This window comes from Streptomyces sp. NPDC051567 (genome assembly GCF_044454165.1).
Lineage (GTDB): Bacteria > Actinomycetota > Actinomycetes > Streptomycetales > Streptomycetaceae > Streptomyces.
The window spans coordinates 16,777-40,150 of the sequence record NZ_JBITDK010000001.1 but is presented as its reverse complement, the minus strand read 5'-3'; the positions used below and the strand labels follow the sequence as shown (position 1 = coordinate 40,150).

Sequence of the window (23,374 nt, the reverse complement as noted above, 5' to 3'; positions counted from 1 at the left end):
TGGTGACCACGGCGGACGCGGTGACCACCGTGGACGCGCCGGACGTGCCGGACGCGGCCGGGCGGCTGGCCGAGGCGCGCGCGCTGCTCGCCGAGCACCCGGTCGTCGACGGCCACAACGACCTGCCGTGGGCCCTGCGCGAGCAGGTCCGCTACGACCTCGCCCGCCGCGACATCGCGGGCGACCAGTCCGGCCACCTGCACACCGACATCCCCCGGCTGCGCGCCGGCGGCGTCGGCGCGCAGTTCTGGTCCGTCTACGTCCGCTCCGACTACGCCGGGGACCACGCGGTCAGCGCCACCCTGGAACAGATCGACGCCGTCGCCCAGCTGATCGACCGCTACCCCGGCGACCTGGTCCGGGCCCTGACCGCGGACGACATGGAGGCGGCCCGCGCGGACGGCCGGATCGCCTCGCTGATGGGCGCCGAGGGCGGCCACTCCATCGACAACTCGCTCGCCACCCTGCGCGCCCTGCACCTGCTGGGCGTGCGGTACATGACCCTCACCCACAACGACACGATCGACTGGGCGGACTCGGCGACCGACGAGCCCCGCCACGGCGGCCTCACCGACTTCGGCCGCGAGGTCGTGCGCGAGATGAACCGCGTCGGCATGCTGGTCGACCTCTCGCACGTGGCCGCGACGACGATGCGTGACGCGATCGCCGTCTCGGCGGCGCCGGTGATCTTCTCGCACTCCTCCGCGCGGGCCGTCTGCGACCACCCGCGCAACATCCCGGACGACGTCCTGGCGCTGCTGCCGGGCAACGGCGGGGTGGCCATGGCCACCTTCGTCCCGAAGTTCATCCTCCCGGCCGCGGTCGGCTGGACCCGGGCGGCGGACGAGAACCTGCGGGCGCACGGTTTCCACCACCTGGACACCTCGCCCGCGGCGATGGCCCTGCACCGGGCCTTCGAGGAGCGCACCCCGCGCCCGGTGGCCACGGCCGCGACGGTCGCCGACCACCTGGACCACATGCGCGAGGTCGCCGGGGTGGACCACATCGGCATCGGCGGGGACTACGACGGCACGGCCTTCACCCCGGCCGGCCTGGACGACGTGGCGGGCTACCCGCACCTGGTCGCGGAACTGCTGACCCGCGGCTGGTCCCGGGCCGATCTGGCGAAGCTGACCTGGACCAACGCGGTACGGGTGCTGCGCGACGCGGAAGCGGTGGCCCGCGACCTGTCGGCGACCCGGCCCCCGTCCAACGCGGTACTGACCCCCGCCCGGTAGCCCCGGTAGCCCCGGTAGCCCCGGTAGCCCCGGTAGCCCCGGTAGCCCCGGGAGGCGCGGCGGCGGTGGGGCGGAGCCGGGCCCGGCCCGTACCCACCTCGCCTGCCGCCCGCGCCGCCCGTCCGGGCCGCGCGGGGAGGCGTACGGGCTACGCGTGGGGGCGGCCCATCGCGCGGTAGGTCCAGCCGGCCGCGCGCCAGCGGGCCGGGTCCAGGGCGTTGCGGCCGTCGAGGACGAGCCGGTCGGTGACGACGGCGCCCAGCTCGGCCGGGTCGAGGTCACGGAACTCGCGCCACTCGGTGAGGTGCAGGACGACCTCCGCGCCCCGGGCCGCCGCGAGCGCGGAGTCCGCGTACCCCAGGGTGGGGAAGACGCGCCGGGCGTTGTCCATGCCCTTCGGGTCGTAGACCGTGACCTGGCCGCCCTGGAGGTGGATCTGCCCGGCCACGTTCAGCGCGGGCGAGTCGCGGACGTCGTCGGAGTCCGGCTTGAAGGTGGCGCCGAGCACGGCGACCCGCTTGCCGAGGAAGGAGCCGCCGACCGCCTCCCGGGCGAGTTCGACCATGTGGCCGCGGCGCCGCATGTTGATGGAGTCGACCTCGCGCAGGAAGGTCAGGGCCTGGTCGGCGCCCAGCTCACCGGCGCGGGCCATGAAGGCCCGGATGTCCTTGGGCAGGCAGCCGCCGCCGAAGCCGATCCCGGCCCGCAGGAACTTCGCGCCGATCCGCTCGTCGTGGCCGATGGCCTCCGCCAGCTTGGCCACGTCCCCGCCGGCCGCCTCGCACACCTCCGCCATGGCGTTGATGAAGGAGATCTTGGTGGCGAGGAAGGAGTTGGCCGCCGTCTTCACCAGCTCGGCGGTGGGGAAGTCGGTGACGACCATCGGGGTCCCCTCCGCCATCGGCTTCCCGTACACCTCGCGCAGCAGCGCCTCCCCGCGCCCGCCCCGGACGCCGATCACGATCCGGTCCGGGTGCAGGGTGTCCTGGACGGCGAAGCCCTCGCGGAGGAACTCCGGGTTCCAGGCCAGCTCCACCCCGGCGCCCGCCGGGGCCAGCTCCGCCAGGCGCGCCGCCAGCCGCTCCGCCGAGCCCACCGGCACCGTGGACTTGCCGACGACCAGCACCGGCCGGGTCAGGTGGGGGGCGAGCGACTCCACGGCGGAGTCGACGTAGCTCATGTCGCACGCGTACTCGCCGTGCTTCTGCGGGGTGTTCACGCAGACGAAGTGGACGTCGCCGAAGGCGCCGACCTCCTCCCAGGAGGTCGTGAACCGCAGCCGGCCCGTGGAACCGGGCAGTCCGGCCACGTGCGCCCTCAGCAGCTCCTCCAGGCCGGGTTCGTACATCGGCACCCGGCCCGACGCCAGCAGCTCGATCTTCTCGGGCACCACGTCCAGCCCCAGCACCTCGAAACCCAGCTCGGCCATTGCCGCGGCGTGCGTGGCGCCGAGGTAGCCGGTGCCGATCACGGTGATCCTGAGGGGGGCCATGTGTGCTCCAGAGGTACGGGGCCGGCGGTGCGGGGCCTGTTGCGGCCACCGAGCATAGTCGGGCCCGTCCCGGGGAGGTTCCCCGGGAAGCCCCGGGGGCGTCCGGGGGCCTTCGGGGGACCTCCGGGCGGCTCCCGCCGTCACGCGGCCGCTGTCACGCAGCTCACGTGCGCCGTTCATATCGCGGCCGGGACGCCGGACACTAAGCTGGGGTTACTTAACGGTAGTTAGCATCGCGCACCACCTTGGGGAGTGAGAGATCTTGGCGGGTTCTGCCGACTTCGACCTGTACCGCCCGGCCGAGGAGCACGAGATGCTCCGCGAGTCCGTCCGCTCGCTCGCCGAGGCGAAGATCCTGCCGTTCGCCGCCGCGGTCGACGAGGAGTCCCGCTTCCCGCAGGAGGCCCTCGACGCCCTCGTCGCCAGCGACCTGCACGCCGTCCACGTGCCCGAGTCCTACGGCGGCGCCGGCGCGGACGCCCTCGCCACCGTGATCGTGATCGAGGAGGTGGCCCGCGTCTGCGCCTCCTCCTCCCTCATCCCGGCCGTCAACAAGCTCGGCTCGCTCCCGGTGATCCTCTCCGGCTCCGAGGAGCTCAAGGCCAGGTACCTGGGCCCGCTGGCCAAGGGCGACGCGATGTTCTCGTACGCGCTCTCCGAGCCGGACGCGGGCTCCGACGCCGCCGGCATGAAGACCCGCGCCGTGCGCGACGGCGACTTCTGGGTCCTCGACGGCGTCAAGCGGTGGATCACCAACGCGGGCGTCTCCGAGTACTACACGGTCATGGCCGTCACCGACCCCACGAAGCGCTCCAAGGGCATCAGCGCCTTCGTCGTGGAGAAGGGCGACGAGGGCGTCTCCTTCGGGGCCCCGGAGAAGAAGCTCGGCATCAAGGGCTCCCCGACGCGCGAGGTCTACCTCGACGACGTCCGTATCCCCGCCGACCGCATGATCGGCGCCGAGGGCACCGGATTCGCCACCGCGATGAAGACCCTCGACCACACCCGCGTCACGATCGCCGCCCAGGCCCTCGGCATCGCCCAGGGCGCCCTGGACTACGCCCAGGGCTACGTCCAGGAGCGCAAGCAGTTCGGCAAGCCGATCGGCGACTTCCAGGGCGTGCAGTTCATGCTCGCGGACATGGCCATGAAGATCGAGGCCGCCCGCCAGCTCACCTACTCCGCCGCCGCCCGCTCGGAACGCGTCTCCCTCGGCGCCGACAAGGAACAGCTCACCTTCTTCGGCGCCGCGGCCAAGTGCTTCGCCTCCGACGTGGCGATGGAGGTCACCACGGACGCCGTCCAGCTCCTCGGCGGCTACGGCTACACCCGCGACTACCCGGTGGAACGCATGATGCGCGACGCGAAGATCACCCAGATCTACGAAGGCACCAACCAGATCCAGCGCATCGTCATGGCGAGAAACCTCCCGTAGCCCTGAGCCCCCACCCGTCACCACCGGGGCGCCTTCGGCGCAGGGCGCCCGGGGCGCGGCCGGCACCGCCGTACCGCCTGAACTCCCGGACACACGAAGCGCGGACCCGGTCTCGGACCCGGTCACCCACCAGGTCCGGCGGACTGTCATGGGGTGGGGGCGCCGTGGTCAACTCCCCGGGCCGGAGGCGGTGGTGTCCATCCGTACGGCTCCGGCATGTTCCCGGATGGGCTAAATTTGAACCTTCGTACGCCCGAATCGGTTGGGGAGAAGCACATGACGGAAGCGATCCTGCTGGTCGGCGGGCAGGGGACGCGTCTGCGGCCCGTGACGGTGAACACCCCCAAGCCGATGGTCCCGGCCGCCGGTGTCCCCTTCCTCGCCCACCAGATAGCCAGGGCCGCTGCCGCAGGTGTCACGCACATCGTGATGGCCACCTGCTACCTCGCCGAGGTCTTCGAGCCCTACTTCGGCGACGGGTCGGACTTCGGCCTCACCCTGGAGTACGTGGTCGAGGACGAGCCGCTGGGTACCGGCGGCGCCATCCGCAACGCCGCGCAGCGCCTGACCGGCGGGCCAAACGCCCCGGTCCTCGTCTTCAACGGTGACATCCTCACGGGCCTGGACATCGCCGGTCTGGTCGAGTCCCACCGCACGGCCGACGCCGACGTCTCCCTGCACCTCGTGCGGGTCGAGGACCCGCGCGCCTTCGGCCTGGTCCCCACCGACCCCGACGGGCGGGTGCTGGCCTTCACGGAGAAGCCGCAGACCCCCGAAGAGATCATCACGGACCAGATCAACGCCGGCTGCTACGTCTTCCGCCGCAGCGTCATCGACTCCATCCCGGCGGGCCGGCCCGTCTCCGTCGAGCGCGAGACCTTCCCCGGTCTCCTCGCCTCCGGGGCCAAGTTGCACGGCGTCACCGAGAACACCTACTGGCTCGACCTCGGCAAGCCGGAGTCCTTTGTCCAGGCTTCGGCCGATCTGGTGCGCGGTGTCGTCTCCTCCCCGGCCGTCCCCGGTCCCCGCGGTGAGGCACTCGTCCTCCCGGGTGCCCAGGTGGACGACGGAGCCAAGCTGTCGGGGGGTACCGTTGTGGGCGCTGGTGCTCGGATCGCATCGGGCGCGGTCGTCCAGGGCACCATCGTGCTGGACGGAGCGACGATCGGCCCGGACGCCCATGTGAGCGCCAGCCTGATCGGCGCCGGAGCCTCGGTGGGACCGCGCACTGTGCTGGACGGCGCGGTCATCGGTGACGGTGCCGTCGTAGGGGCTGACAACGAACTTCGCGCAGGGGTGCGGGTGTGGTGCGGGGCCGAACTGCCCTCCGCCTCAGTCCGCTTCTCCTCGGACCGGTGATCCGGGCGGGGGCGCGCGTACCGACCGACTTCAGTGAGGCTTAACCCTGTGATAGGCGAGCAGCAGACTCCCCGCGCGAGCGACATCGCGACCACGAAGCTCCCCGGCGCCTGGGCGCACACCCCGCTCACCGTGGTCATGCCCACGTACAACGAGGCGGGCAACCTGCCGGGCATGGCCGAGCTCCTCATGGGCCTGGACCACCCCGGTCTGCGGCTGCTGGTCGTCGACGACTCGTCGCCCGACGGCACCGGGAACATCGCCGAGGAGCTCGCCCAGGGCTACCTCACCGAGGACGGCGCCCCGCGCATGTCCGTGCTCCACCGCACCACCAAGGACGGCCTCGGCCGCGCCTACGCGGCCGGCATGACCCAGGCCGTCGAGAACGGCGCCGAGTACGTGCTCCAGATGGACGCGGACGGCTCCCACCCGGCGGGCAAGATCGCCGAGATGCTGGGCGTCGCCCTCTCCACCGGAGCCGGTCTCGTCGTCGGCAGCCGGTACGTGCCCGGCGGCACCCTGTCCGACGCGTGGGGCGCGCACCGCAAGCTCCTCTCCCGCTGGGCCAACGCCTACGCGAGCACCATCCTGGGCACCCGCGTCCGTGACATCACGGGCGGCTTCAACCTGTGGAGCGCCGAGGCGCTGCGCGCGATCGACCTGGCGTCGGTCGGCAGCGCGGGCTACAGCTTCCAGGTGGAGATGAAGTTCAAGGCCCTGCGCCGCGACTTCCAGGTCATGGAGGTCCCGATCCACTTCGAGGACCGCACGGTCGGCGAGTCCAAGATGAACCTCGCGGTCCAGCTGGAGTCCATCGCGATGCCCTGGAAGCTGCGCGCCCGCGCCGGCAAGCGCTGACCCGCACCGGTCGCCGTCCGGTACGTACCGGATCGTCCGCGGCCGGTACGTACCGGATTCGTCCGCGACAGGTGCGGCGGACACGGTGGGTATGACGGAGAGGGGCACCCCCGCGGGGGTGCCCCTCTCCGTCATACCCACCGTGTCCGCCGGTCCGTCGTACCGGCCCCGCGCCCGGCCGTGGCTCACTCGGCCCGGACGGTGACCTTCTTGTCGTTCTGGATCTCCTTGACCAGCTGCTGCACCTTCGCCTTGTCCCAGACCAGGTTGCCGCCGCGCTGGCCCGAGATCGGCATGTTCATGGAGACGCCGTCACCGCCGGTGATGCCCTTCATCGCGAAGAACATCTGCCCCATGTCCCACAGCGACATGTCCTTGTCCACGATCAGGGTGTCCAGCCCCGCGCCCAGCGTCGGGTACAGCGTGAACGGGTTGACGATCGTGGACGGGGTCGCCGCCTGGCTCGCCAGCGCCGCCAGGAACTTCTGCTGGTTCTTGGTCCGTTGGAGGTCCGACTCGGCGAAGGCGTACCGGGTGCGTACGTAGGCCAGCGACTGCTCGCCGTCGAGGGTCTGGCGGCCCGCCCGGAAGTCGGCGCCCGACTTCTCGTCCTTGAAGCCCTGGTCGATGTCGAGTTCCACGCCGCCCAGCGCGTCCACGATGTTCGCGAAGCCGGCGAAGCCGATCTCCGCGTAGTGGTCGATGCGCAGCCCGGTGTTGAACTCCACCGTCCGCACCAGCAGTTCCGGGCCGTCGTCCGCGTACGCCGCGTTGAGCTTGGTCCGCTTGCCGGCGGCCGGGTACTTCTTGCCCGACTGCGAGCCGACGAAGGAGGGGATCTCCACTTCCGAGTCGCGGGGCAGCGAGACCATGGTGTTCCCGCTGGAGCACTTGGCCAGGATCATCATGGAGTCGGTCCGCTTGCCCTCGGCCGAGCCCGTGTGGAGCTTCTTCTTCTCCTCGGCGGACATGCCCTCGCGGCTGTCGGAGCCCACGATCAGGTAGGTGGTGCAGGCGCCTTCCTTCGGGCGCTCGATCACCTTCGCGAGGTCGACCTCGCGACGCACCTGGGAGTCGGCCCAGAAGTAGGTGGCGACGGTGGTCACCAGCAGCACCGAGACCAGCACGATCGAGCCGACCTTGATGCGTCTGCGCCAGTCCGGCGCGGGGCCGGGCGCGCGTCCGGGACGGCCGGGCCCGGCGGGCCCGCCGTGGCCGCCCGGCCCGCCCGGTCCGCCGGGACCCCCGTGGCCGCCCGGCCCGCCCGAGGGCGCGCCGTACACCTGGCCGGTGTTGTAGCCGCTGTCGTAGCCGCCGTAGGTGTCGTTGCCCCGCGCCGGCTGCTGCGGGACCCCGTACGCGGGCGGGGGCGGCGCCGGACGGGCCGGGTGCGGGGGCTGCGGGGGGCGCTGGGGCTGCCGCTGGAGGGGGCGCGCCCGGCGCGCCCCCTCCGGCTGCGGCGGCGCGCCGTCGTAGCCGTGTCCGTGCCCGTGTCCGTACCCGTCATCTCGGCGTCCGCGGTCGTCGCGGTTGCCGGTCCCGCCGGCTGGCCAGTCAGTCATGGGCCAAGGATGCCTGGCCGGGCGTGTCGTGCGACAGCCCGGGTGGCGGACCGTACCGGTGCTGTTGCAGAGCTGATGCCTCCGGGACGGCTTTAGAGTGTTTGTATGACGAAGACGCCGGGCCTGCCGCCGGAGAAGCCGACCTCGGCCTCCCGGACCACCCTCAGCCACATCATGACGGCCAACGACACCAACCTCCTCGGCACCGTGCACGGCGGCGTGATCATGAAACTGGTGGACGACGCGGCGGGCGCCGTCGCCGGACGCCACTCGGGCGGCCCCGCCGTCACCGCCTCGATGGACGAGATGGCCTTCCTCGCCCCCGTCCGCGTCGGCGACCTCGTCCACGTGAAGGCCCAGTGCAACTGGACCGGCCGCTCCTCCATGGAGATCGGCGTACGGGTCCTCGCGGAGCGGTGGAACGAGTCCACCCCCGCCACCCAGGTCGGCAGCGCCTACCTCGTCTTCGCCGCGGTCGACGCCGAGGGCAAGCCCCGCACGGTGCCGCCCGTCGTCCCGGAGACGGAACAGGACGAACGGCGTTACCAGGAGGCCCAGATCCGCCGCACCCACCGGCTGGCCCGGCGCCAGGCGATCATGGCCCTGCGCGAGGAGCGGGCGGCACAGGGGTTCGACGAGTGAGCACGCGCCCGCGTGTTTCAGATCACTGATCGGGCTCCGGGCCGCACCGCTCCAGGGGGCCGCACGTAAAGTGACGTCCGACGTCCGGGTGCGCATGCCGACAGACGGCACGTCAGACCGCCGGACCGGACCCATCACGGAGTCGTGCCCCACCATGTCGACTGTCATACCGCCGTTGCCCGTGCGTGACGGCATCCCGTCCCCGCAGCCCGACCGCCGGGACGGTGGCGGGCGAGGCCCCCGCCGCCCCCGTCTCTACGTCCTGGACGGGCTGCGCCTGATCGCGGCGCTCTCCGTGGTCGGCTTCCACTGGGCCGGGGTCAACCTGCACCCGGAGGTGTGGGGGCAGAAACCGAAGACGCTGATGCCCACCGTCAACGCCGTCGCCAGCTACGGCTGGACGGGCGTCCAGCTCTTCTTCCTGATCAGCGGCTTCGTCATCTGCATGTCCTGCTGGGGCCGTTCCCCCCGGGAGTACTTCGTCTCCCGGGTGATCCGGCTCTACCCGGCCTACTGGTTCGCGGTCATCGCCACCGCCCTGGTGGTGAACTACGCCGTCACGGTCCGGCCCAGCCGCAAGCCCCTGAGCATCAGCGACGTGCTGACCAACCTCACGATGCTGCAACGGCCGCTCTGGGTCCCCGAGGTCGACGGCGTCTACTGGACCCTGTGGGTCGAGCTCCGCTTCTACCTGCTCTTCGCCGTCGTCGCCGTCATGGGGCTGACCTACCGCAGGGTCCTGGCCTTCTGCGGGATCTGGACGATCATCGCGGTGATCACCCCGTACACGGAGATCGGCCTGCTGGACCTGCTCTTCCTGCCGAACGACGCCCCCTACTTCATCGCGGGCGTGGCCCTCTACCTGGTCTACCGGTTCGGCATGAACCCGATGCTGCTCGGTGTCATCGGCTTCTCCTGGCTCCTCGCGCAGAACCGGATGCACAACACCCTCGGCGCCTACCGCCACGAGGTGGGCTTCGACCTGTCCTGGAAGGTCACCGCAGGGCTCTCGGCCGTGTTCTTCCTCGTGATGCTGGCCGCCGCGACGGGCGTCTTCGACCGCATCCAGTGGAAGTGGCTGACGGTGGCGGGCGCCCTGACCTACCCCGTCTACCTGCTCCACCAGGAGATGGGCTGGGCGATGATCCGCTGGGGCCGCGACCACGGGATCACGCCCTTCCCGCTGCTCGCGATGTGCCTGGCCGCGATCCTGCTGCTGTCCTGGCTGGTCCACCGGATCGTCGAACGCCCCTTGTCGGCCTGGCTCAAGCGCATGCTGGACAGCCGGACCCTGTCGCTGCCCAAGCTGGACCCGCCGGTCCGCCGCAGGTGAGGAGGGGCCGGGCGGCTGGTTGCCGTCCGGGGGCCCTGAACTACCCTGACACGTCGAACTCGGTCCGGAACCCCATGCGCCGAGGTCGCTCCCGCAACTGACCCGATGGACCCGGAAGGTTACGAGCAGATGACCACCAGCAGTACGGCCGCGCCCGCCGGGACCGGCGCCGTCCAGTACGACGGAGCGGCCCGCCGGGACAGCGCGCGGACACCGCGCGCGGCCCGCTTCGACTGGCTCTGGGCAGCCCTGCTGACCTTCGCCGTGAGCTGTGTGGGCATCGGCGGCGCCCAGCCCTGGCGCGACGAGCTCGCGAGCTGGAACGCGGCCTCGCGCGAGACCGGCGACCTGATCGGCATGCTGGGCCGGGTGGACGCCGTCTCCGGCCTCTACTACCTGCTGCTGCACGGCTGGATCTCCGTCTTCGGCGACTCCGAGGCGATGCTCCGGATACCCTCGGCGCTCGCCATGGCGGGCGCCGCGGCCTTCGTCGTCCTGACGGCCCGTACGCTCTTCGACCGCCGTACCGCCGTCTTCTCCGGTCTCCTCTTCGCGCTCCTGCCGGCCGTCTCCCGGTACGGCCAGGAGGCCCGCTCGTACGCCTTCGTCGTCCTCGCCGTCGCCGCCGCCACCTGGCTGCTGGTACGGGCGCTGGAGCGGCCGACCCCGCGGCGCTGGGCCCCGTACGCCCTCGCGGTGGCGGCGGCCGGGCTGTTCCACATCGTCTCCCTGCTCTTCCTGCTGCCGCACGCGCTGATCGTGGTGGCGCGCTGGTGGAGCGACCGGCGCGGGCGCACCGTCGTCTCCTTCGCGGTGACGACCGCCGTGGCCCTGGTGCCGGTGATTCCGCTGGTGCTCCTGGGGCAGCGGCAGGTGGGGCGGCAGATCAGCTGGATCAAGACCCCGCAGCTGCGGAGCGTCGCCGATCTGTGGGACAGCCTCTTCGGCTCCCCCGTGGTCGCGCTCGGCATCGCGACGGCGGCCCTGCTGCCGCTCGCCTGGAACCGGGCCCGGCGTCCCGCGGTGGAGCTGCTGCTCGTCGCCGCCGTCCCGATCGGGGCCGCCTGGATCGTCTCGCAGGGCACCACCTCCTACTTCATGGACCGCTACCTGCTCTTCACGCTGCCCGCCTGGGCGCTGCTGGCCGGTGCCGGGCTCGCCGCGCTGCGGCCCCGGCCGGCGGGGGTGGCCGGGCTGGCCGCGCTGATCGTCCTCGGCCTTCCCGACCAGCGTCAGCTTCGTACGGAGATGGTCCGGGTCGGCACCGACGGCGAGGCCGCGGCCGAGGTCATCGCCCAGGGCTACCGGCCCGGCGACGGCTTCGTGCCCGTCCGGGGAGCCGACCGGGTATTCATGATCGACTTCCAGGTCGAGTACTTCCTGCCCGAGCGGGTCAAGCTCCGCGACGTGTTCGCGCAGCGCTCGGCGGTCGCCGGCGACGACCTCTTCCCGGTGGAGTGCGAACAGCCCGTCCAGTGCCTCGGCACCACCGAGCGGGTGTGGGTGGTCACCTGGAGCGGCACGAAGAACCCGTACCACAAGCTCCCCGAGGAGCAGGCCGCGGCGCTGTCGGCCCACTACAAGGTGGTCGAGACCAAGAACGTGCGCGGCCTCCAGGTCTCCCTGGCCGAACGCACCCGCTGACCGGCCGCGCGCGGCCGCGTCACTTCCCGCACACCACCTGGTCCCCGGTGACCACCCCGTGCTGGCCCTGGTACGGGTCCTGTGCGCGGACCGGCACCACCTTGCGGTAGTCGGCGCCCGCGGTGACCAGCACCGTGCGGCCCCGGCCCGCCACCGCCCGCAGCTCGCTGCCCGGCAGCGCGGCCGACACCGTCCGCGCCGAACGGTCCCAGCGCGGGTCGTACGTGATCACCGTGCGCCTGATCTCGCGGCTGGCGCCGTTGCCCGGGGCCCGGGTGGTGTCGAAGCCGGTGGCGCGCAGCGCCGCGTCGACCTGGCCGCCCAGCCCGTCGGTCCTCGTACCGTTCTCCACCTGGACCCGGACCTGCTGCGGGGGCACGTCCACCGGGACGGCGGCGGGCCCGGCCGGCCGGCCGCCCGGCTGCCCGCCGGGGCGGGCCGGGGTGAGCGGCCGGTCCTCCCGCAGCGCCTCGAAGAGCTTCGCGGCCTTCGGCTCGTCCCACTTCACGGTGGAGCCGATGCCCTTGACCTGGAACGCGGGGTCGCCGACCGGCACCGAGGCGAACTCCGAGGAGGACGGGGCGAAGTCCCGCATCGCCTGCCCCAGCGCGATCATCTGCTCCGAGCCGAAGCCCCGGTCGGCCCGGACCGAGCCGAGCAGGGTGGAGGTGACCTCCTTGAACTTCACCGGGTTCAGCAGCATCCCGCCGCCCGTCGCCTGCTGGAGCAGGGCGGCGACGAACCGCTGCTGACGCTGCATCCGGCCCAGGTCGGAGGCCCCGTCCACATGGCGCGAGCGGACGTACTGCAGGGCCTGCCCGCCGGTCAGCCGGTGGGTGCCGGGCAGCAGGTCGAGGCCGGTGTACGGGTCGTGCATGGCCTTGGCGGTGCAGATCTCCACGCCGCCGACCGCGTCGACCGTCCGCATGAAGCTGGTGAAGTCGACCTCCAGATAGTGGTCGATCTTGACGCGGGTCATGTTCTCGACCGTCCGCACGGTCAGGTTGGGCCCGCCCTCCGCGTACGCCGCGTTGAGCTTCACCGCGTGGGCCTTGTGGGCCTTGCCGGTGACCAGGTCCTGGTGGGCCGGGACCTCGGCGTAGCTGTCGCGGGGCAGGCTGATCACGCTCGCCCGCTCCCGGTCCGCCGAGAGGTGCACCAGCATGATCGTGTCGGTGCAGTGGCAGGGGGCCCCGCCGAGGCGGTACTCGCGCTTCTCGTCGGCGCTGATCTTCTCCCGGCCGTCGGTGCCGACCAGCAGGAAGTTCACCCCGTGCCCGGCCTGCGGGCGGTTCTTCATGTCCTTGAACGGGTCCACCCGCTCGATCCCGGTGTCCAGCCCGGTCATCATCGCGTGCCCCACGGCCCCGGAGCCCAGGACCAGCACCGCCACCCCGGCCGCGATCCGCACCCCCCACCGGGGCCGCTCGCCCCGGCGCCGGGCCGGACCGCCCCCCGGGCCGCCACCCCGCGGGCGGGGCGGCTCCGGTGGCCCGGCGGGACGGGCGGGACGGTGCGGCTGGGGCACGGTGGACACCTCCGCAGGGGGCTGAAGGACACGTTCGGCCGATTCGTCAGAACAGTAGGCCCATACGATCAGCCTCTGTCCGTACCGCTCGTTCGGCGCGCACCCGTTTCCCCCGTACGCGGTAACGTGACAACCGATACCCGACTTCGAAGGACGACATGCCCGCCCAGCAGCCCGCAGTCTCGGTGATCATGCCGGTGCTCAACGAGGAACGCCATCTGCGCGAATCCGTGCACCACATCCTCGGACAGGAGTACGCCGGCGAGCTGGAGGTGGTGATCGCGCTCGGGCCGTCCACGGACCGCACCGACGAGATCGCCGCCGAGCTCGCCCGGGAGGACTCCCGCGTCCACACCGTCCCGAACCCCTCCGGCCGCACCCCGGCCGCCCTCAACGCCGCGATCAAGGCCTCCCGTCACCCGGTCGTCGTCCGCGTCGACGGCCACGGCATGCTCTCGCCGCACTACATCGCCACCGCCGTCCGCCTCCTCGACGAGACCGGCGCGCAGAACGTCGGCGGCATCATGCACGCCGAGGGCGAGAACGCCTGGGAACAGGCCGTCGCCGCCGCGATGACCTCGAAGATCGGCGTCGGCAACGCCGCCTTCCACACCGGCGGCCGGGCCGGCCCCGCCGACACCGTCTACCTGGGGGTCTTCCGCCGCGAGGCGCTGGAGCAGCAGGGCGGCTACAACGAGGAGTTCGTCCGCGCCCAGGACTGGGAGCTGAACTTCCGCATCCGCGAGGCGGGCGGCCTCATCTGGTTCTCGCCGGAGCTCACGGTCCAGTACCGGCCGAGGCCCTCCGTACGGGCCCTGGCCAAGCAGTACAAGGACTACGGGCGGTGGCGGCACGTGGTGGCCCGCTACCACTCCGGCTCCATCAACCTGCGCTACCTGGCCCCGCCGGCCGCCGTCTGCGCGATCGTGACGGGCCTGGTCGTGGGCGTCACCGTCACCCCGTGGGCGCTCGCCGTCCCGGCCGGCTACCTCGCGGCGATCACCGCGGGCTCCGTCCCGGCGGGCAAGGGGCTCGGGCCGAAGGCCCGCGCGCAGATTCCCCTCGCCCTCGCCACCATGCACATGTCCTGGGGTTTCGGCTTCCTGACCAGCCCGCGCGCGCTCGCGCGGAAGGTCATCGCGAGCCGCCGCCCCTCGGTCCGCCGCGACGCCGCGGAGGTCTGACAGCACCCGCGCGCAGCCGTCCGCACACCCGCAGACACCCGCGCGCACGCAGGAGGGCGCCCCGGTCCACCGAGGACCGGGGCGCCCTTCGCGTCCGTGCCCGCGTCCGTGCCCGTCCGTGTCTGCGGGGAGCCCGTCAGGTCACCAGCGGTACGGCTTGTACACGTCCATGCAGGCCTCGCTGTCGGACCCGTTGAGCGCTCCGGCCGTCTCCGGGAGCGCCCCGGCCTCGGGGGCCGGCTGCTGCGGGTAGGGACCGGCCTCGCGCCAGTCCGCGCCGATCACCAGCGTGATCCGGTGGACCCCGGCCGACCGCTGCACCGAGCTCGCCGGAATCCCCAGCGCCGCCGCGACGCTCTGCGCGTCGGCCTCCTGCTCCGGGGTCGCGTAGCGGACGACCGTCGTCTTCTCCGGGGTGGGGGCGGTCTCCGCCTTCGCCGAGGTGAACCCCTTGGCGACGAGCTGCCCCACGACCTCCGCGGGGCGCCGGGGCGCCGGGGCCTTGCTGGCCCCGGTGCCGGCCCCGGTGCCGTTGACCACGTGCACGGCCACCTTGTCCGGCGAGGTCACCGGCGGCTTCGACGGCGTCTGGCCCGGCTGCCCGCCCGGCTGCTGCGAGGGCTGGGCGCCCGGCTGCTGCCCCTCCGGGGCCGCGGGCGCGCCGTTCTTGTCGAAGGGGACGTCCTTGCGGACCATCGTCCACAGCTGGGCGGCGTCCTCCCGGTCGGCGACCAGCCAGTTCTTCGGGTTCTGGGGGTCGGGCAGCGTCGGCATCGTCGTCATCGTGATGCGGTTGACAGGGACGTCCTTGAGCTGGAGGGCCAGGTCGTAGAGCTTCTTGACCGTCCCGATCTCCTCGGACACCACCAGCGCCCGGGTCGCGGCCTCGGCCAGCCCCGTGAGCCGGGCGACGTCGGTGAACGCGTTCTGCCCCTTCAGCTCGCGGATCATCGAGTTCATGTACATGTGCTGGGCCTGCGCCCGGCCCAGGTCGCTGCTGAAGGCGTGCCGGGTCCGCAGCCACTGGAGCGCCTGCTCGCCCTTGACCTTGCTCTTGCCCGCCTGGAGCTTGAGGCCGGAGCCGCCGGAGACCAGGGGGAGCGGCCGGTCCCAGACGTTGTCCTTGACGCAGACCTCGACGCCGCCGATCGCGTCGGCCATGTGCACGACGCCGGAGAAGTCGACCGTCATCCAGTGGTCGATGTAGACGTTGGTGAGCTTCTCCCAGGTGGCCAGGGTGCAGCCGGGACCCCCGCGCCCGAGCGTCTGGTTGATCACGGTGTTCGTCGCCTTGAACTTCTCCCCGGTCAGGGGGTCCTTGCACTCGGGGACGTCGACACGGGTGTCACGCGGGATGCTGATGACCGAGGCGTTCTTCCGGTCGGCGGAGACGTGCAGGAGCATCTGCACGTCCGCCAGCGGCGCCGCCCCGACGCTGTCGCGGCTGCCGCCGAGTTCCAGGTTCTCCGGCTTGTCACGGCTGTCCGAGCCGATCATCAGGATGTTCAGCGGGCGCTGGCCCGCGGCGTTCACCTCGGTGCGGGGGACGTCGCTCCGGCCGCTGAGCCGCTGGCCGCTGCGGAGGTTGCCGTCCAGGTGGCGGTAGTACAGGTAGCCGGCCGCCGCCGTCGCGAGTATGAGCAGGGACAGGACGCAGGCGACCCAGCGCAGCACGCGCCGGCGGCCCTGACGCTTGGGCGGCCCGCCGGAGGGACGGCGGCCCGGCCCGGAGCCGTCCCGCGGTGGGGGCACGGCGCCCGACGCGTCCGGGCCGCCGGGTATGCCCCCGGCGTCCTGGACGGGCGACCCCTCCCCTCGCACGCTGCTCTGTCTCACGCGTACCCCCCTCACGATCCTGCTCGTTCTGTTGTGGTGCCGGTCCTACCGGCTGCGGCCCGTCACCGGAGCACCTTCCGGCCGCCACCCCGTGCTCGGGGGCTCACTTCGCGCAGGTCACCTTGTCCGCCTCGATCCGCTGCACGCCCTCGGGCGTGTGCTGCGGGGCCGACAGCGGGGCTCCCGGTTCCTTGAAATCGGCGCCGAGCGTCAGTTTCATCGGGGTCTTCGGTGCGGCGTCCGCCGTACCCATCGCCAGCGCGGTGGCCGGCAGGCCCATCATGTCCGCCAGGGCCCGGGCCTGGCCGGCCTGGTTGGGTGCGTACTCCAGCCGGGTCGTGCCGGTCTTGGCGGGGGCGTTGCCGAGGTTGCCCGACTTCCCGACGCCCTTGGTGTTCTGCAACCAGGTCAAGGTGGTGGAGGCGGCGCCCGGGGGCCCGCCGCCGTTGTAGACGTCCACCCGTACGTCGGCCGCGGGCGCCCGGTCGCCCTGGAGCAGCGCGTCCTGCTTCTTCCTGGCCTCCGAGTCGGCCGCGTCCTGGGCGGCCTTCTCCTTGCGCTCGACCTCCGTGAGGGAGACGTCCTCCCGGATCATCTGGAGCAGCGGGTCGGCCTGCGCGGGGACGACCACGACGGTCGCCGGCCGGTTGGGCGGATCGTTCGGGTTGTCCCGCACCGGCAGCGTCGTGAAGGTGATGTTCTCCAGGTTCATGCTCTTCAACTCACCGGCGAGACCGGTCAGCTTGCTGATGGAGCCCAGACCCGCGTCCACGGTCAGCGACTTGGTGGCCGCCTCCGCCAGGGACAGGAACTTCTTCGGACTGGTCAGCGTCTCCTTGGACTTCATCTCCCGCAGCATCGAACTGAGGAACTGCTGCTGGGTCTTGATCCGGTCCAGGTCGCTCTTCTGGCCGAAGGCGTGCCGGGTCCGGACGAAGGCCAGCGCCTGTTCGCCCGACAACCGGTGGTCCCCCGCGGCGAGTTTGAGCTTGGAGTCCTTGTCGTCGACGGGCTTCTCCACGCAGACGGGCACCCCGCCCACCGCCGTGCTCAGGTTCTTCACCGCGTTGAAGTCGACCATCATGAAGTGGTCGACCTGGATTCCGGTGAGTTCCTTGACCGTGCGCATCGTGCAGCCCGGGTCGCGGCCCGACTGCCCGAGGCTGTTGTTGAAGCGGGTCCCCTTCTCGGCCGCGATGTCCTTGGTCGAACCGTCCGGCTGCTTCGTCGGGCAGACCGGGATGTCGGTGATCAGGTCGCGCGGGATGGAGAGGGCGGTGGCGTTGCTGCGGTCCTTGGAGACGTGGAAGAGGATCGTGGTGTCGGCGTGGCCGACGCTGTCCGGGTCCCCGTAGCCGCCGTTGCCCGCACCGCTGCGCTTGTCGGTGCCGATGACCAGGATGTTGACGGGCTGGTCCTTCTTGAAGCCGCCGCTGCCCGCGTTCCCGATGTCGGTGACGTTGAGGTTGCCGTTCAGGTGCTCGTAGTAGACGTAGAACCCCACCGAGCCGCCGACCAGGAGGAACGCCAGCGCCCCGCCCGTGACGACGAGCGCCTTGCGCCGCCGCTTGGTGTCGCCCGCGCCGCCGGCCCTGCGGGAGCGGCCGCCGCGCCGCCCGCCGGGCGGGCCGTCGCCCCGGCGGGGCTTGGGCACCGAGGGGGAGGGGGCGGTGGGGGCGGTGCCGGGTCTGCGGGGGGAGGCGACGGTGGGCTGCGCCTGCGGTGGCGCAGCGGAGTGGTCCGGTCGCATTTCGTAGTGGCCGGTGCGGGGATTGAGTACCCACTGGTCTGCGGGGTCGATCTCGTCCGCCCGCCCACGGCTCTGCGCATCCACGGTTGCTCGAATCCTCCGTCGGTGCCTCGCGAAGCGCCTCCCCCAGGCGCACGGTCAACGATCCGGCTGCTGGCGCCCGGCCTCTTGAGCGGCCGGAACACCGGATCGCCCACCTTATCCGGCCAGTTCAGCCGCAAACCATGCCGGTGACAAATTCCACTTCCCTTATAACGGGGCGAACACCTCATCCCACCCGGTTCGGTCACCGGCTTTTGGGATTGCTTTACCGGCAGTCGGCCCGGCCCGCCGTGGTGCCGGTGAAAGCGGGGGCGGGCGTGGGTCCGGCGCGGCCCCCTCCGGGCGTCCCCGCCCCGGCCGCCGGCCGGTTCCCCCGGCCTCCCTCGGCCCCTTGTGCCGCCTGGTCCTGCGGCTTCGGCGGGACCACCCGCACCGGCCGGTCCATCCGCAGCCGGTCGAACAGCAGTGCCGCGTCGGGCTCCACCAGTTCGTCCCGGTTCGGATCGGCCTCGTAGGGCTGCCGGGGCACGGTCAGGAACCGGACCTGGCCGGTCGGGACGTCCCGGATGTCCCGTACGAGGTTGTACAGGTCGCGCAGCGAGGCCAGCCCCGGGTCCGTCGTCAGCGAGGAGGTCGCCGCGTCCAGCAGCGGGTAGAGCCGGGTCGGGTTGAGCAGGACCCCGTCGCTCTGCACCTTCTTGACGAGCGAACCGAGGAACTCCTGCTGGCGCGCGATCCGTTCGGTGTCGCTGCCGTCGCCCAGGCTGTGGCGGGCGCGGACGAAGCCGAGGGCCTGCTCGCCCCGGAGGGTCTGGCGCCCGGCGGGCAGCCGCAGCCGGGCCTCGGCGTCGTTCACCGGCTGCTTGAGGCAGACCTCCACCCCGCCGACGGCGTCTACCATCCGGGTGAACCCCCCGAAGTCCACCACCATGTGGTGGTCGACGCGGATTCCGCTGAGCTTCTCCACCGTACGGATCGTGCAGGCGGCCCCGCCCCACTCGAACGCCCAGTTGAACTGGGCGAACTGCTCGGTGGTGCGGCTCCCGTCCGGGGTGCGGCAGCTCGGGATGTCGGTCATCAGGTCCCGGGGTATCGAGACGGCGGTCGCGCTCCCGCGGTCCGCCGACAGGTGCAGCAGGATCACGGTGTCCGAGCGCTGGCTGTCCTCGTCCCGCCCGTAGCGGCCGTTCGCCCTGCCGGCGCGCGAGTCCGAGCCGATCACCAGGATGTTCTCCGCCCCGCTGACGGCGTGCGCGGGGCGCTCGCGCTCGTAGCGCTCCAGCTCGGCCGCCGCGGCGGCGTCCGCGGTGATGTTCCCGTCCAGCTTGTTGTAGAGCCACCAGCCGGTGCCCGCCCCGGCGAGGAGCAGCAGGACCACGCCGAGGCCGAGCCGGCGCAGCAGCCGTCGTCGGCGCCCGCGCGGCTCGCGGGGACCGCGCGGGCGCCGTGGAGCCCGTCCGCCCGCTCCGGCGCCGCCGGGTATGCCCGCGCTGTCACTCACTCGGGTCCGTCCCCTCACCGCTCCGGCGACCGGCCGTACGGGTGGGTACGGCTACTGCCGATCCTGCCCCCGGGCGGCGACGGCGGCCCGGGGGCAGGGGCCCGTACAGGGCCATGCGGGTGACAAACCGCCCGGACTCCCCGCCCGGACTCCCCGCCCGGACTCCCCGCCCGGACTCCCGCCGGGACTCCCCGCCGGGACTCCCCGCCGGGGCGGCGCGGACGGGGACCTACGCGGGGACGGTGTGGGTGACCCGCTCGTCCTCGGTCCGCCGGGCCAGGGCGTCCGCCCCGAGCAGCTCCAGGTTCCGGCACAGGACGACGGAACCCCCGGCGGCCAGGGCGGCGAAGAGACCGGCCGAGAGCCCCTCCCAGGTGTCGTAGCCCAGCCCGGTCAGCACCCGTGAGCCCGCGCCGAGCCCGAGCCGCGCCGCGTCCTCGCGCGCCCGCCCGGTCAGCTCCGCGTACGAGAGTTCCCCGCCGTCGACGACCAGCCCCGGGCCGTCCGCGTCGACGGGGACGAAGGGGGCGAACCGGTCGCCCTGCCCCGGCACCTCCACCGCGTAGTCCGCGAACCCGTCCGGCGGCTGCGGGAACCGCCCGCCCAGCGGGCGCAGCGCGAGGGCGACCCGCTCGCCCCCGCACGCGCGGGCCTCCTCCAGCGTGTCCGGGCCGCTGACGACGAGATCGGCGCCGGCCGGGTCGCCCCCCACCTCGGCGACGACCCCGACGGAGGCGCAGGCGAGCAGCCACACGGCGCTCTGCCAGTGCGCGGGCAGCAGCAGCGCGAGCCGGTCGCCCGGCTCCGCGCCCAGGTCGCCCTGGAGCAGATTGGCGGTCTTGGCCACCCAATTGGCGAAGGTGGCGACGGACAATTCGACGCGCTCGCCCGTGGCGTCGTCGTAGAAGGTGACGAGCGGGCGGCCCGGATCGGCGGCGAGCGCGGATCGCAGCAGGTCGGCAGGGGTGCGGTCAGTGGCGTTCACCCGGCACAGGGTACGCGGGCGCCCCTCCCCGGCGGCGGCCCCGGTCCTCCGTCAGAGCGAAACGGGATGCTCCGTATGAGGGGGGGTTATTCAGGGTATATCGGACGGAGTATCAGTTCTCGGATGGCGCCCGGCGGTGACTGTGCCCAGCATCTTTCTCATGCGTGGACTCCTTGCTTCCTCGATCGTCGTCGCGACGGCAGCGGCCCTGGCCCTGCCCGTCGCGCTTCCCACCCCGGCCCTGGCAGAGTCCGTCCCCGTGACCCCTGCCGGGTCCACCCAGTCGCTGCCGCTCGTCCCCCTGGGACGGGCGGCGGACCGGTCCGGCGTCCCCTCCACGGACACCTCGCCCCACCTGCCCGAGGCGCGGGGCCTGGCCGCACACGATGTCAGGACGTTCTCGCTGGTCGGCGTCGTCTGGGACGACGCGAGCACCCAGCTCTCCGGGCACGTGCAGGTCCGTACCCGCTCCACCGCCACCGCCGCCTGGTCCGGCTGGCAGGACGTGGAGACCCACAACAGCGAGCACGCGGCCGACCCCGGCACGGCGGAACGCGGCTCCGGCCGGGTCCGGGGCGCCACCGCCCCGCTGTGGGTCGGCGAGTCCGACGGCGTGGAGGTCCGCGTCCAGGCCGAGCCCGACGCCCCGGCCGGCCGCGTCGCCGCCCGGCTGCCCTCGGGCATGCGCATCGAACTGGTCGACCCGGGCGAGGCGGAACCGGTGGCGGTGCTCGACGGCAAGACCGGCCGCCCCGAGGACGACGACAAGGGCGCGTCCGGCGCCACCCGGCCCGGCCTGTCGATGGCGGCGGCCGAGGCGTCCTCGGCGAACGCCCCGCACGCCCCGCTCGGCGCGACGGAACTCTCCGCGCTCGACAAGGCCGACTCCACCGCCGACGCGCTCTTCGCGAGCGAGGGCGCGCTGGTCCCGGCGGCCCGCCCGTACATCGGCCCGCGCCCCCGGATCGTCACCCGCAAGGGCTGGGGCGCGAACGAGAGCCTGCGCGAGAAGGGCTTCGTCTACACGGGCACGGTCAAGGCCGCCTTCGTCCACCACACCGCCTCCGGCAACAACTACGCCTGCGCGGACGCCCCGGCGGTGCTGCGCAGCCTCTACCGCTACCACGTGGTCAGCAGCGGCTGGCGCGACATCGGCTACAACTTCGCCGTCGACAAGTGCGGCACGGTCTACGAGGGCCGCGCGGGCGGGGTCGCCAAGCCGGTCCTGGGCGCCCACACCATGGGCTTCAACAGCGACAGCATGGGCATCGCGGTGATCGGCTCCTACGGCTCCACGGCCCCGCCCAGGGCGGCGGTCGACGCGGTCTCGCGGCTGACGGCCTGGAAGCTCGGCCTCTTCGGCGCGGACCCGCGCGGCAGGACCACCCTGAAGTCGGCCGGCGGCAACCTCTACGGCAAGGGCCGCAACGCGCGCCTGAACGTCATCTCGGGCCACCGCGACGGCTTCGCCACGGAATGCCCGGGACGGCTGCTGTACGGCAAGCTCCCGGCAACCCGCACGGCCTCGGCCCGCCTCCAGGGCCGCCCGTAGCCACCGGGGCCGGGCGGGTCCCCCGGGCCGCCACCGGGCCCCCGGCGGGAGGGCGCGGCTGCCGCCCCGCCCCATGAGTCGGGGCGGGCAGCGCCCCCCGTCCCGGCCGCCCCGGCAGCGGGTCGGGACGGGGTACCGGAGCCGGGCTTCCCCGGGCCGGGCCCCGGCTCCGCCGCCCCCGGCGGCGCCCGTACCCGTACGGCAGGACCCGTCACGGCCGTGCCCCCGGCGGTCCGGGCCCCGCCGGGGCAGGGGCGCCGGGTCCGGCGGTCCGGGCACGCCCGTACCCGTGCGGGTCGGCACGCCCGCACCGCCGGACCCGGGCGGCGCCCGTACCCCGCCCGGGAGGGCCTACGCTCGGAGGATGGCCGGACGCTTCGATCCCCGCTCCCGTACCGCGACGCGCGGCGGCCCGGCCCGCGTGCCCCCGGTCCCGGGCGGGGCGCCCGCGCAGCCCCCGCCGCCCAGGGGCCCGGCCCCCACCGCGTCCGGCGGGGTCCGCCGCTGGAGTCCCGGCGACGGGCCCGGCGGCCCGGTCCCCGTCGACCTCGGGCTCACGCTCGGCCCGCTCCGGCGCGGCCCCGGCGACCCCACCTTCCGGACCACCCCCGACGGGGCGTTCTGGCGGGCCTCCCGGACCCCCGAGGGCCCCGCCACGCTCCGCCTGGCCGCGTCGGGCGCGGAGATCCACGCCGAGGCGTGGGGCCCCGGCGCCGCGTGGTTCCTCGACCGGATGCCGGACCTGATCGGCGCCGGGGACGACCCCGCCGCCTTCGTCCCCCGCCACCGCCTCGTCCTGGCGAGCCACCGCCGCAGCCCCGGCCTGCGGCTGACCCGTACCGGCCTGGTCCTGGAGACCCTGGTTCCCACGGTCCTGGAGCAGAAGGTCACCTCCGACGAGGCGTACCGCTCCTGGCGCCGCCTGGTGTGCCGGTACGGCGAACCCGCCCCCGGCCCCGGCCCGCCGGAGCTGCGCGTCCCGCCCGCCGCCCGCGCCTGGGCGCTGATCCCGTCCTGGGACTGGCACCGGGCCGGGGTCGACGCCCGGCGCTCCGCCGTCGTCGTCCGGGCCGCCCGGGTCGCGGGCCGCCTGGAGGAGGCGGCCCGGATGCCGCTCGCCGAGGCCGCCGCCCGGCTGGAGACCGTCCCCGGCATCGGCCCCTGGACCTCCGCCGAGACGCTCCAGCGCAGCAACGGCGCCGCCGACGCCGTCACCACCGGCGACCTCCACCTGCCCGGCATCGTCGGGTACGCCCTGGCCGGTGACCGCGACGCCGACGACGCCGCCATGCTGGAGCTCCTCGCCCCCTACGCCGGGCAGCGCCACCGCGCCGTCCGGCTGATCCTCCTCGCGGGCCGCACCCCGCCCCGCCGCGCGCCCCGGATGCCTCGCGGCGACATCGGCCGCTGGTAGCCGGGGGGGCAGGGCGCCC

17 protein-coding genes are annotated in these 23,374 nt (G+C 73.3%); 10 read left to right on the top strand and 7 right to left on the bottom strand.

All coding sequences use genetic code 11. The annotated features are described in order from the left end of the window. The first annotated feature begins 44 nt into the window (after positions 1-44). Positions 45-1,238, top strand: coding sequence for a dipeptidase (locus ACIA5F_RS00155; protein ID WP_399348138.1), 1,194 nt, complete (start codon positions 45-47; stop codon positions 1,236-1,238). 148 nt (positions 1,239-1,386) lie between these two features. Here the strand turns inward: ACIA5F_RS00155 and ACIA5F_RS00150 are convergent, their stop codons facing one another. Next, positions 1,387-2,730, bottom strand: a complete 1,344-nt coding sequence (locus ACIA5F_RS00150; RefSeq protein ID WP_399347429.1) for a UDP-glucose dehydrogenase family protein — start codon at positions 2,728-2,730, stop codon at positions 1,387-1,389. A gap of 262 nt (positions 2,731-2,992) precedes the next feature. Between ACIA5F_RS00150 and ACIA5F_RS00145 the strand changes: the two genes are divergently transcribed. From ACIA5F_RS00145 to ACIA5F_RS00135, 3 genes are all read left to right on the top strand, one after another. Further along, complete coding sequence (locus ACIA5F_RS00145; protein ID WP_399347427.1) at positions 2,993-4,165, top strand: acyl-CoA dehydrogenase family protein; 1,173 nt, start codon at positions 2,993-2,995, stop codon at positions 4,163-4,165. 276 nt (positions 4,166-4,441) lie between these two features. Beyond that, positions 4,442-5,524, top strand: a complete 1,083-nt coding sequence (locus ACIA5F_RS00140) for a sugar phosphate nucleotidyltransferase (RefSeq protein ID WP_399347425.1) — start codon at positions 4,442-4,444, stop codon at positions 5,522-5,524. Positions 5,525-5,572: 48 nt separating this feature from the next. Beyond that, positions 5,573-6,382, top strand: a complete 810-nt coding sequence (locus tag ACIA5F_RS00135; RefSeq protein ID WP_399347424.1) for a polyprenol monophosphomannose synthase — start codon at positions 5,573-5,575, stop codon at positions 6,380-6,382. Between the two features lie 185 nt (positions 6,383-6,567). On the opposite strand, the gene ACIA5F_RS00130 is transcribed toward ACIA5F_RS00135, so the two are convergent. Then, positions 6,568-7,944, bottom strand: coding sequence for an LCP family protein (locus tag ACIA5F_RS00130; RefSeq protein ID WP_399347422.1), 1,377 nt, complete (start codon positions 7,942-7,944; stop codon positions 6,568-6,570). 105 nt (positions 7,945-8,049) lie between these two features. On the opposite strand from ACIA5F_RS00130, the gene ACIA5F_RS00125 reads away from it, so the two are divergent. From ACIA5F_RS00125 to ACIA5F_RS00115, 3 genes are all read left to right on the top strand, one after another. Next, the gene (locus ACIA5F_RS00125; RefSeq protein ID WP_399347420.1) at positions 8,050-8,586 is read left to right on the top strand and encodes an acyl-CoA thioesterase; all 537 of its coding nucleotides are present in this window, start codon (positions 8,050-8,052) and stop codon (positions 8,584-8,586) included. Positions 8,587-8,740: 154 nt separating this feature from the next. Then, positions 8,741-9,919, top strand: coding sequence for an acyltransferase family protein (locus ACIA5F_RS00120; RefSeq protein WP_399347418.1), 1,179 nt, complete (start codon positions 8,741-8,743; stop codon positions 9,917-9,919). Between the two features lie 129 nt (positions 9,920-10,048). Continuing rightward, on the top strand, positions 10,049-11,563 hold the full coding sequence (locus ACIA5F_RS00115) for a glycosyltransferase family 39 protein (protein WP_399347416.1): 1,515 nt from the start codon (positions 10,049-10,051) through the stop codon (positions 11,561-11,563). 19 nt (positions 11,564-11,582) lie between these two features. Here ACIA5F_RS00115 and ACIA5F_RS00110 read toward each other — a convergent pair whose 3' ends face one another. Beyond that, complete coding sequence (locus ACIA5F_RS00110; RefSeq protein ID WP_399347414.1) at positions 11,583-12,974, bottom strand: LCP family protein; 1,392 nt, start codon at positions 12,972-12,974, stop codon at positions 11,583-11,585. 275 nt (positions 12,975-13,249) lie between these two features. Here ACIA5F_RS00110 and ACIA5F_RS00105 point away from each other — a divergent pair, with 275 nt between their 5' ends. Next, entirely contained in the window at positions 13,250-14,275 is a 1,026-nt protein-coding gene (locus tag ACIA5F_RS00105; RefSeq protein ID WP_399347412.1) for a glycosyltransferase family 2 protein, read from the top strand. Between the two features lie 141 nt (positions 14,276-14,416). On the opposite strand, the gene ACIA5F_RS00100 is transcribed toward ACIA5F_RS00105, so the two are convergent. From ACIA5F_RS00100 to ACIA5F_RS00085, 4 genes are all read right to left on the bottom strand, one after another. Continuing rightward, positions 14,417-16,111 carry an LCP family protein gene (locus ACIA5F_RS00100; RefSeq protein WP_399347410.1) on the bottom strand — a complete coding sequence of 565 codons (1,695 nt, stop codon included), beginning with the start codon at positions 16,109-16,111 and terminating at the stop codon, positions 14,417-14,419. Between the two features lie 103 nt (positions 16,112-16,214). Next, positions 16,215-17,945 carry an LCP family protein gene (locus tag ACIA5F_RS00095; RefSeq protein WP_399347408.1) on the bottom strand — a complete coding sequence of 577 codons (1,731 nt, stop codon included), beginning with the start codon at positions 17,943-17,945 and terminating at the stop codon, positions 16,215-16,217. A 223-nt stretch (positions 17,946-18,168) separates the two neighbouring features. Then, entirely contained in the window at positions 18,169-19,404 is a 1,236-nt protein-coding gene (locus ACIA5F_RS00090) for an LCP family protein (RefSeq protein ID WP_399347406.1), read from the bottom strand. Positions 19,405-19,633: 229 nt separating this feature from the next. Further along, positions 19,634-20,389: a TIGR03089 family protein gene (locus tag ACIA5F_RS00085; protein ID WP_399347404.1), complete on the bottom strand. Its 756-nt coding sequence runs from the start codon at positions 20,387-20,389 to the stop codon at positions 19,634-19,636. A gap of 160 nt (positions 20,390-20,549) precedes the next feature. Here ACIA5F_RS00085 and ACIA5F_RS00080 point away from each other — a divergent pair, with 160 nt between their 5' ends. Both ACIA5F_RS00080 and ACIA5F_RS00075 read left to right on the top strand, forming a co-directional pair. Next, entirely contained in the window at positions 20,550-21,941 is a 1,392-nt protein-coding gene (locus ACIA5F_RS00080; protein ID WP_399347402.1) for a peptidoglycan recognition protein, read from the top strand. 364 nt (positions 21,942-22,305) lie between these two features. Then, positions 22,306-23,355, top strand: coding sequence for a DNA-3-methyladenine glycosylase family protein (locus tag ACIA5F_RS00075; RefSeq protein WP_399347400.1), 1,050 nt, complete (start codon positions 22,306-22,308; stop codon positions 23,353-23,355). Positions 23,356-23,374 lie beyond the last annotated feature (19 nt).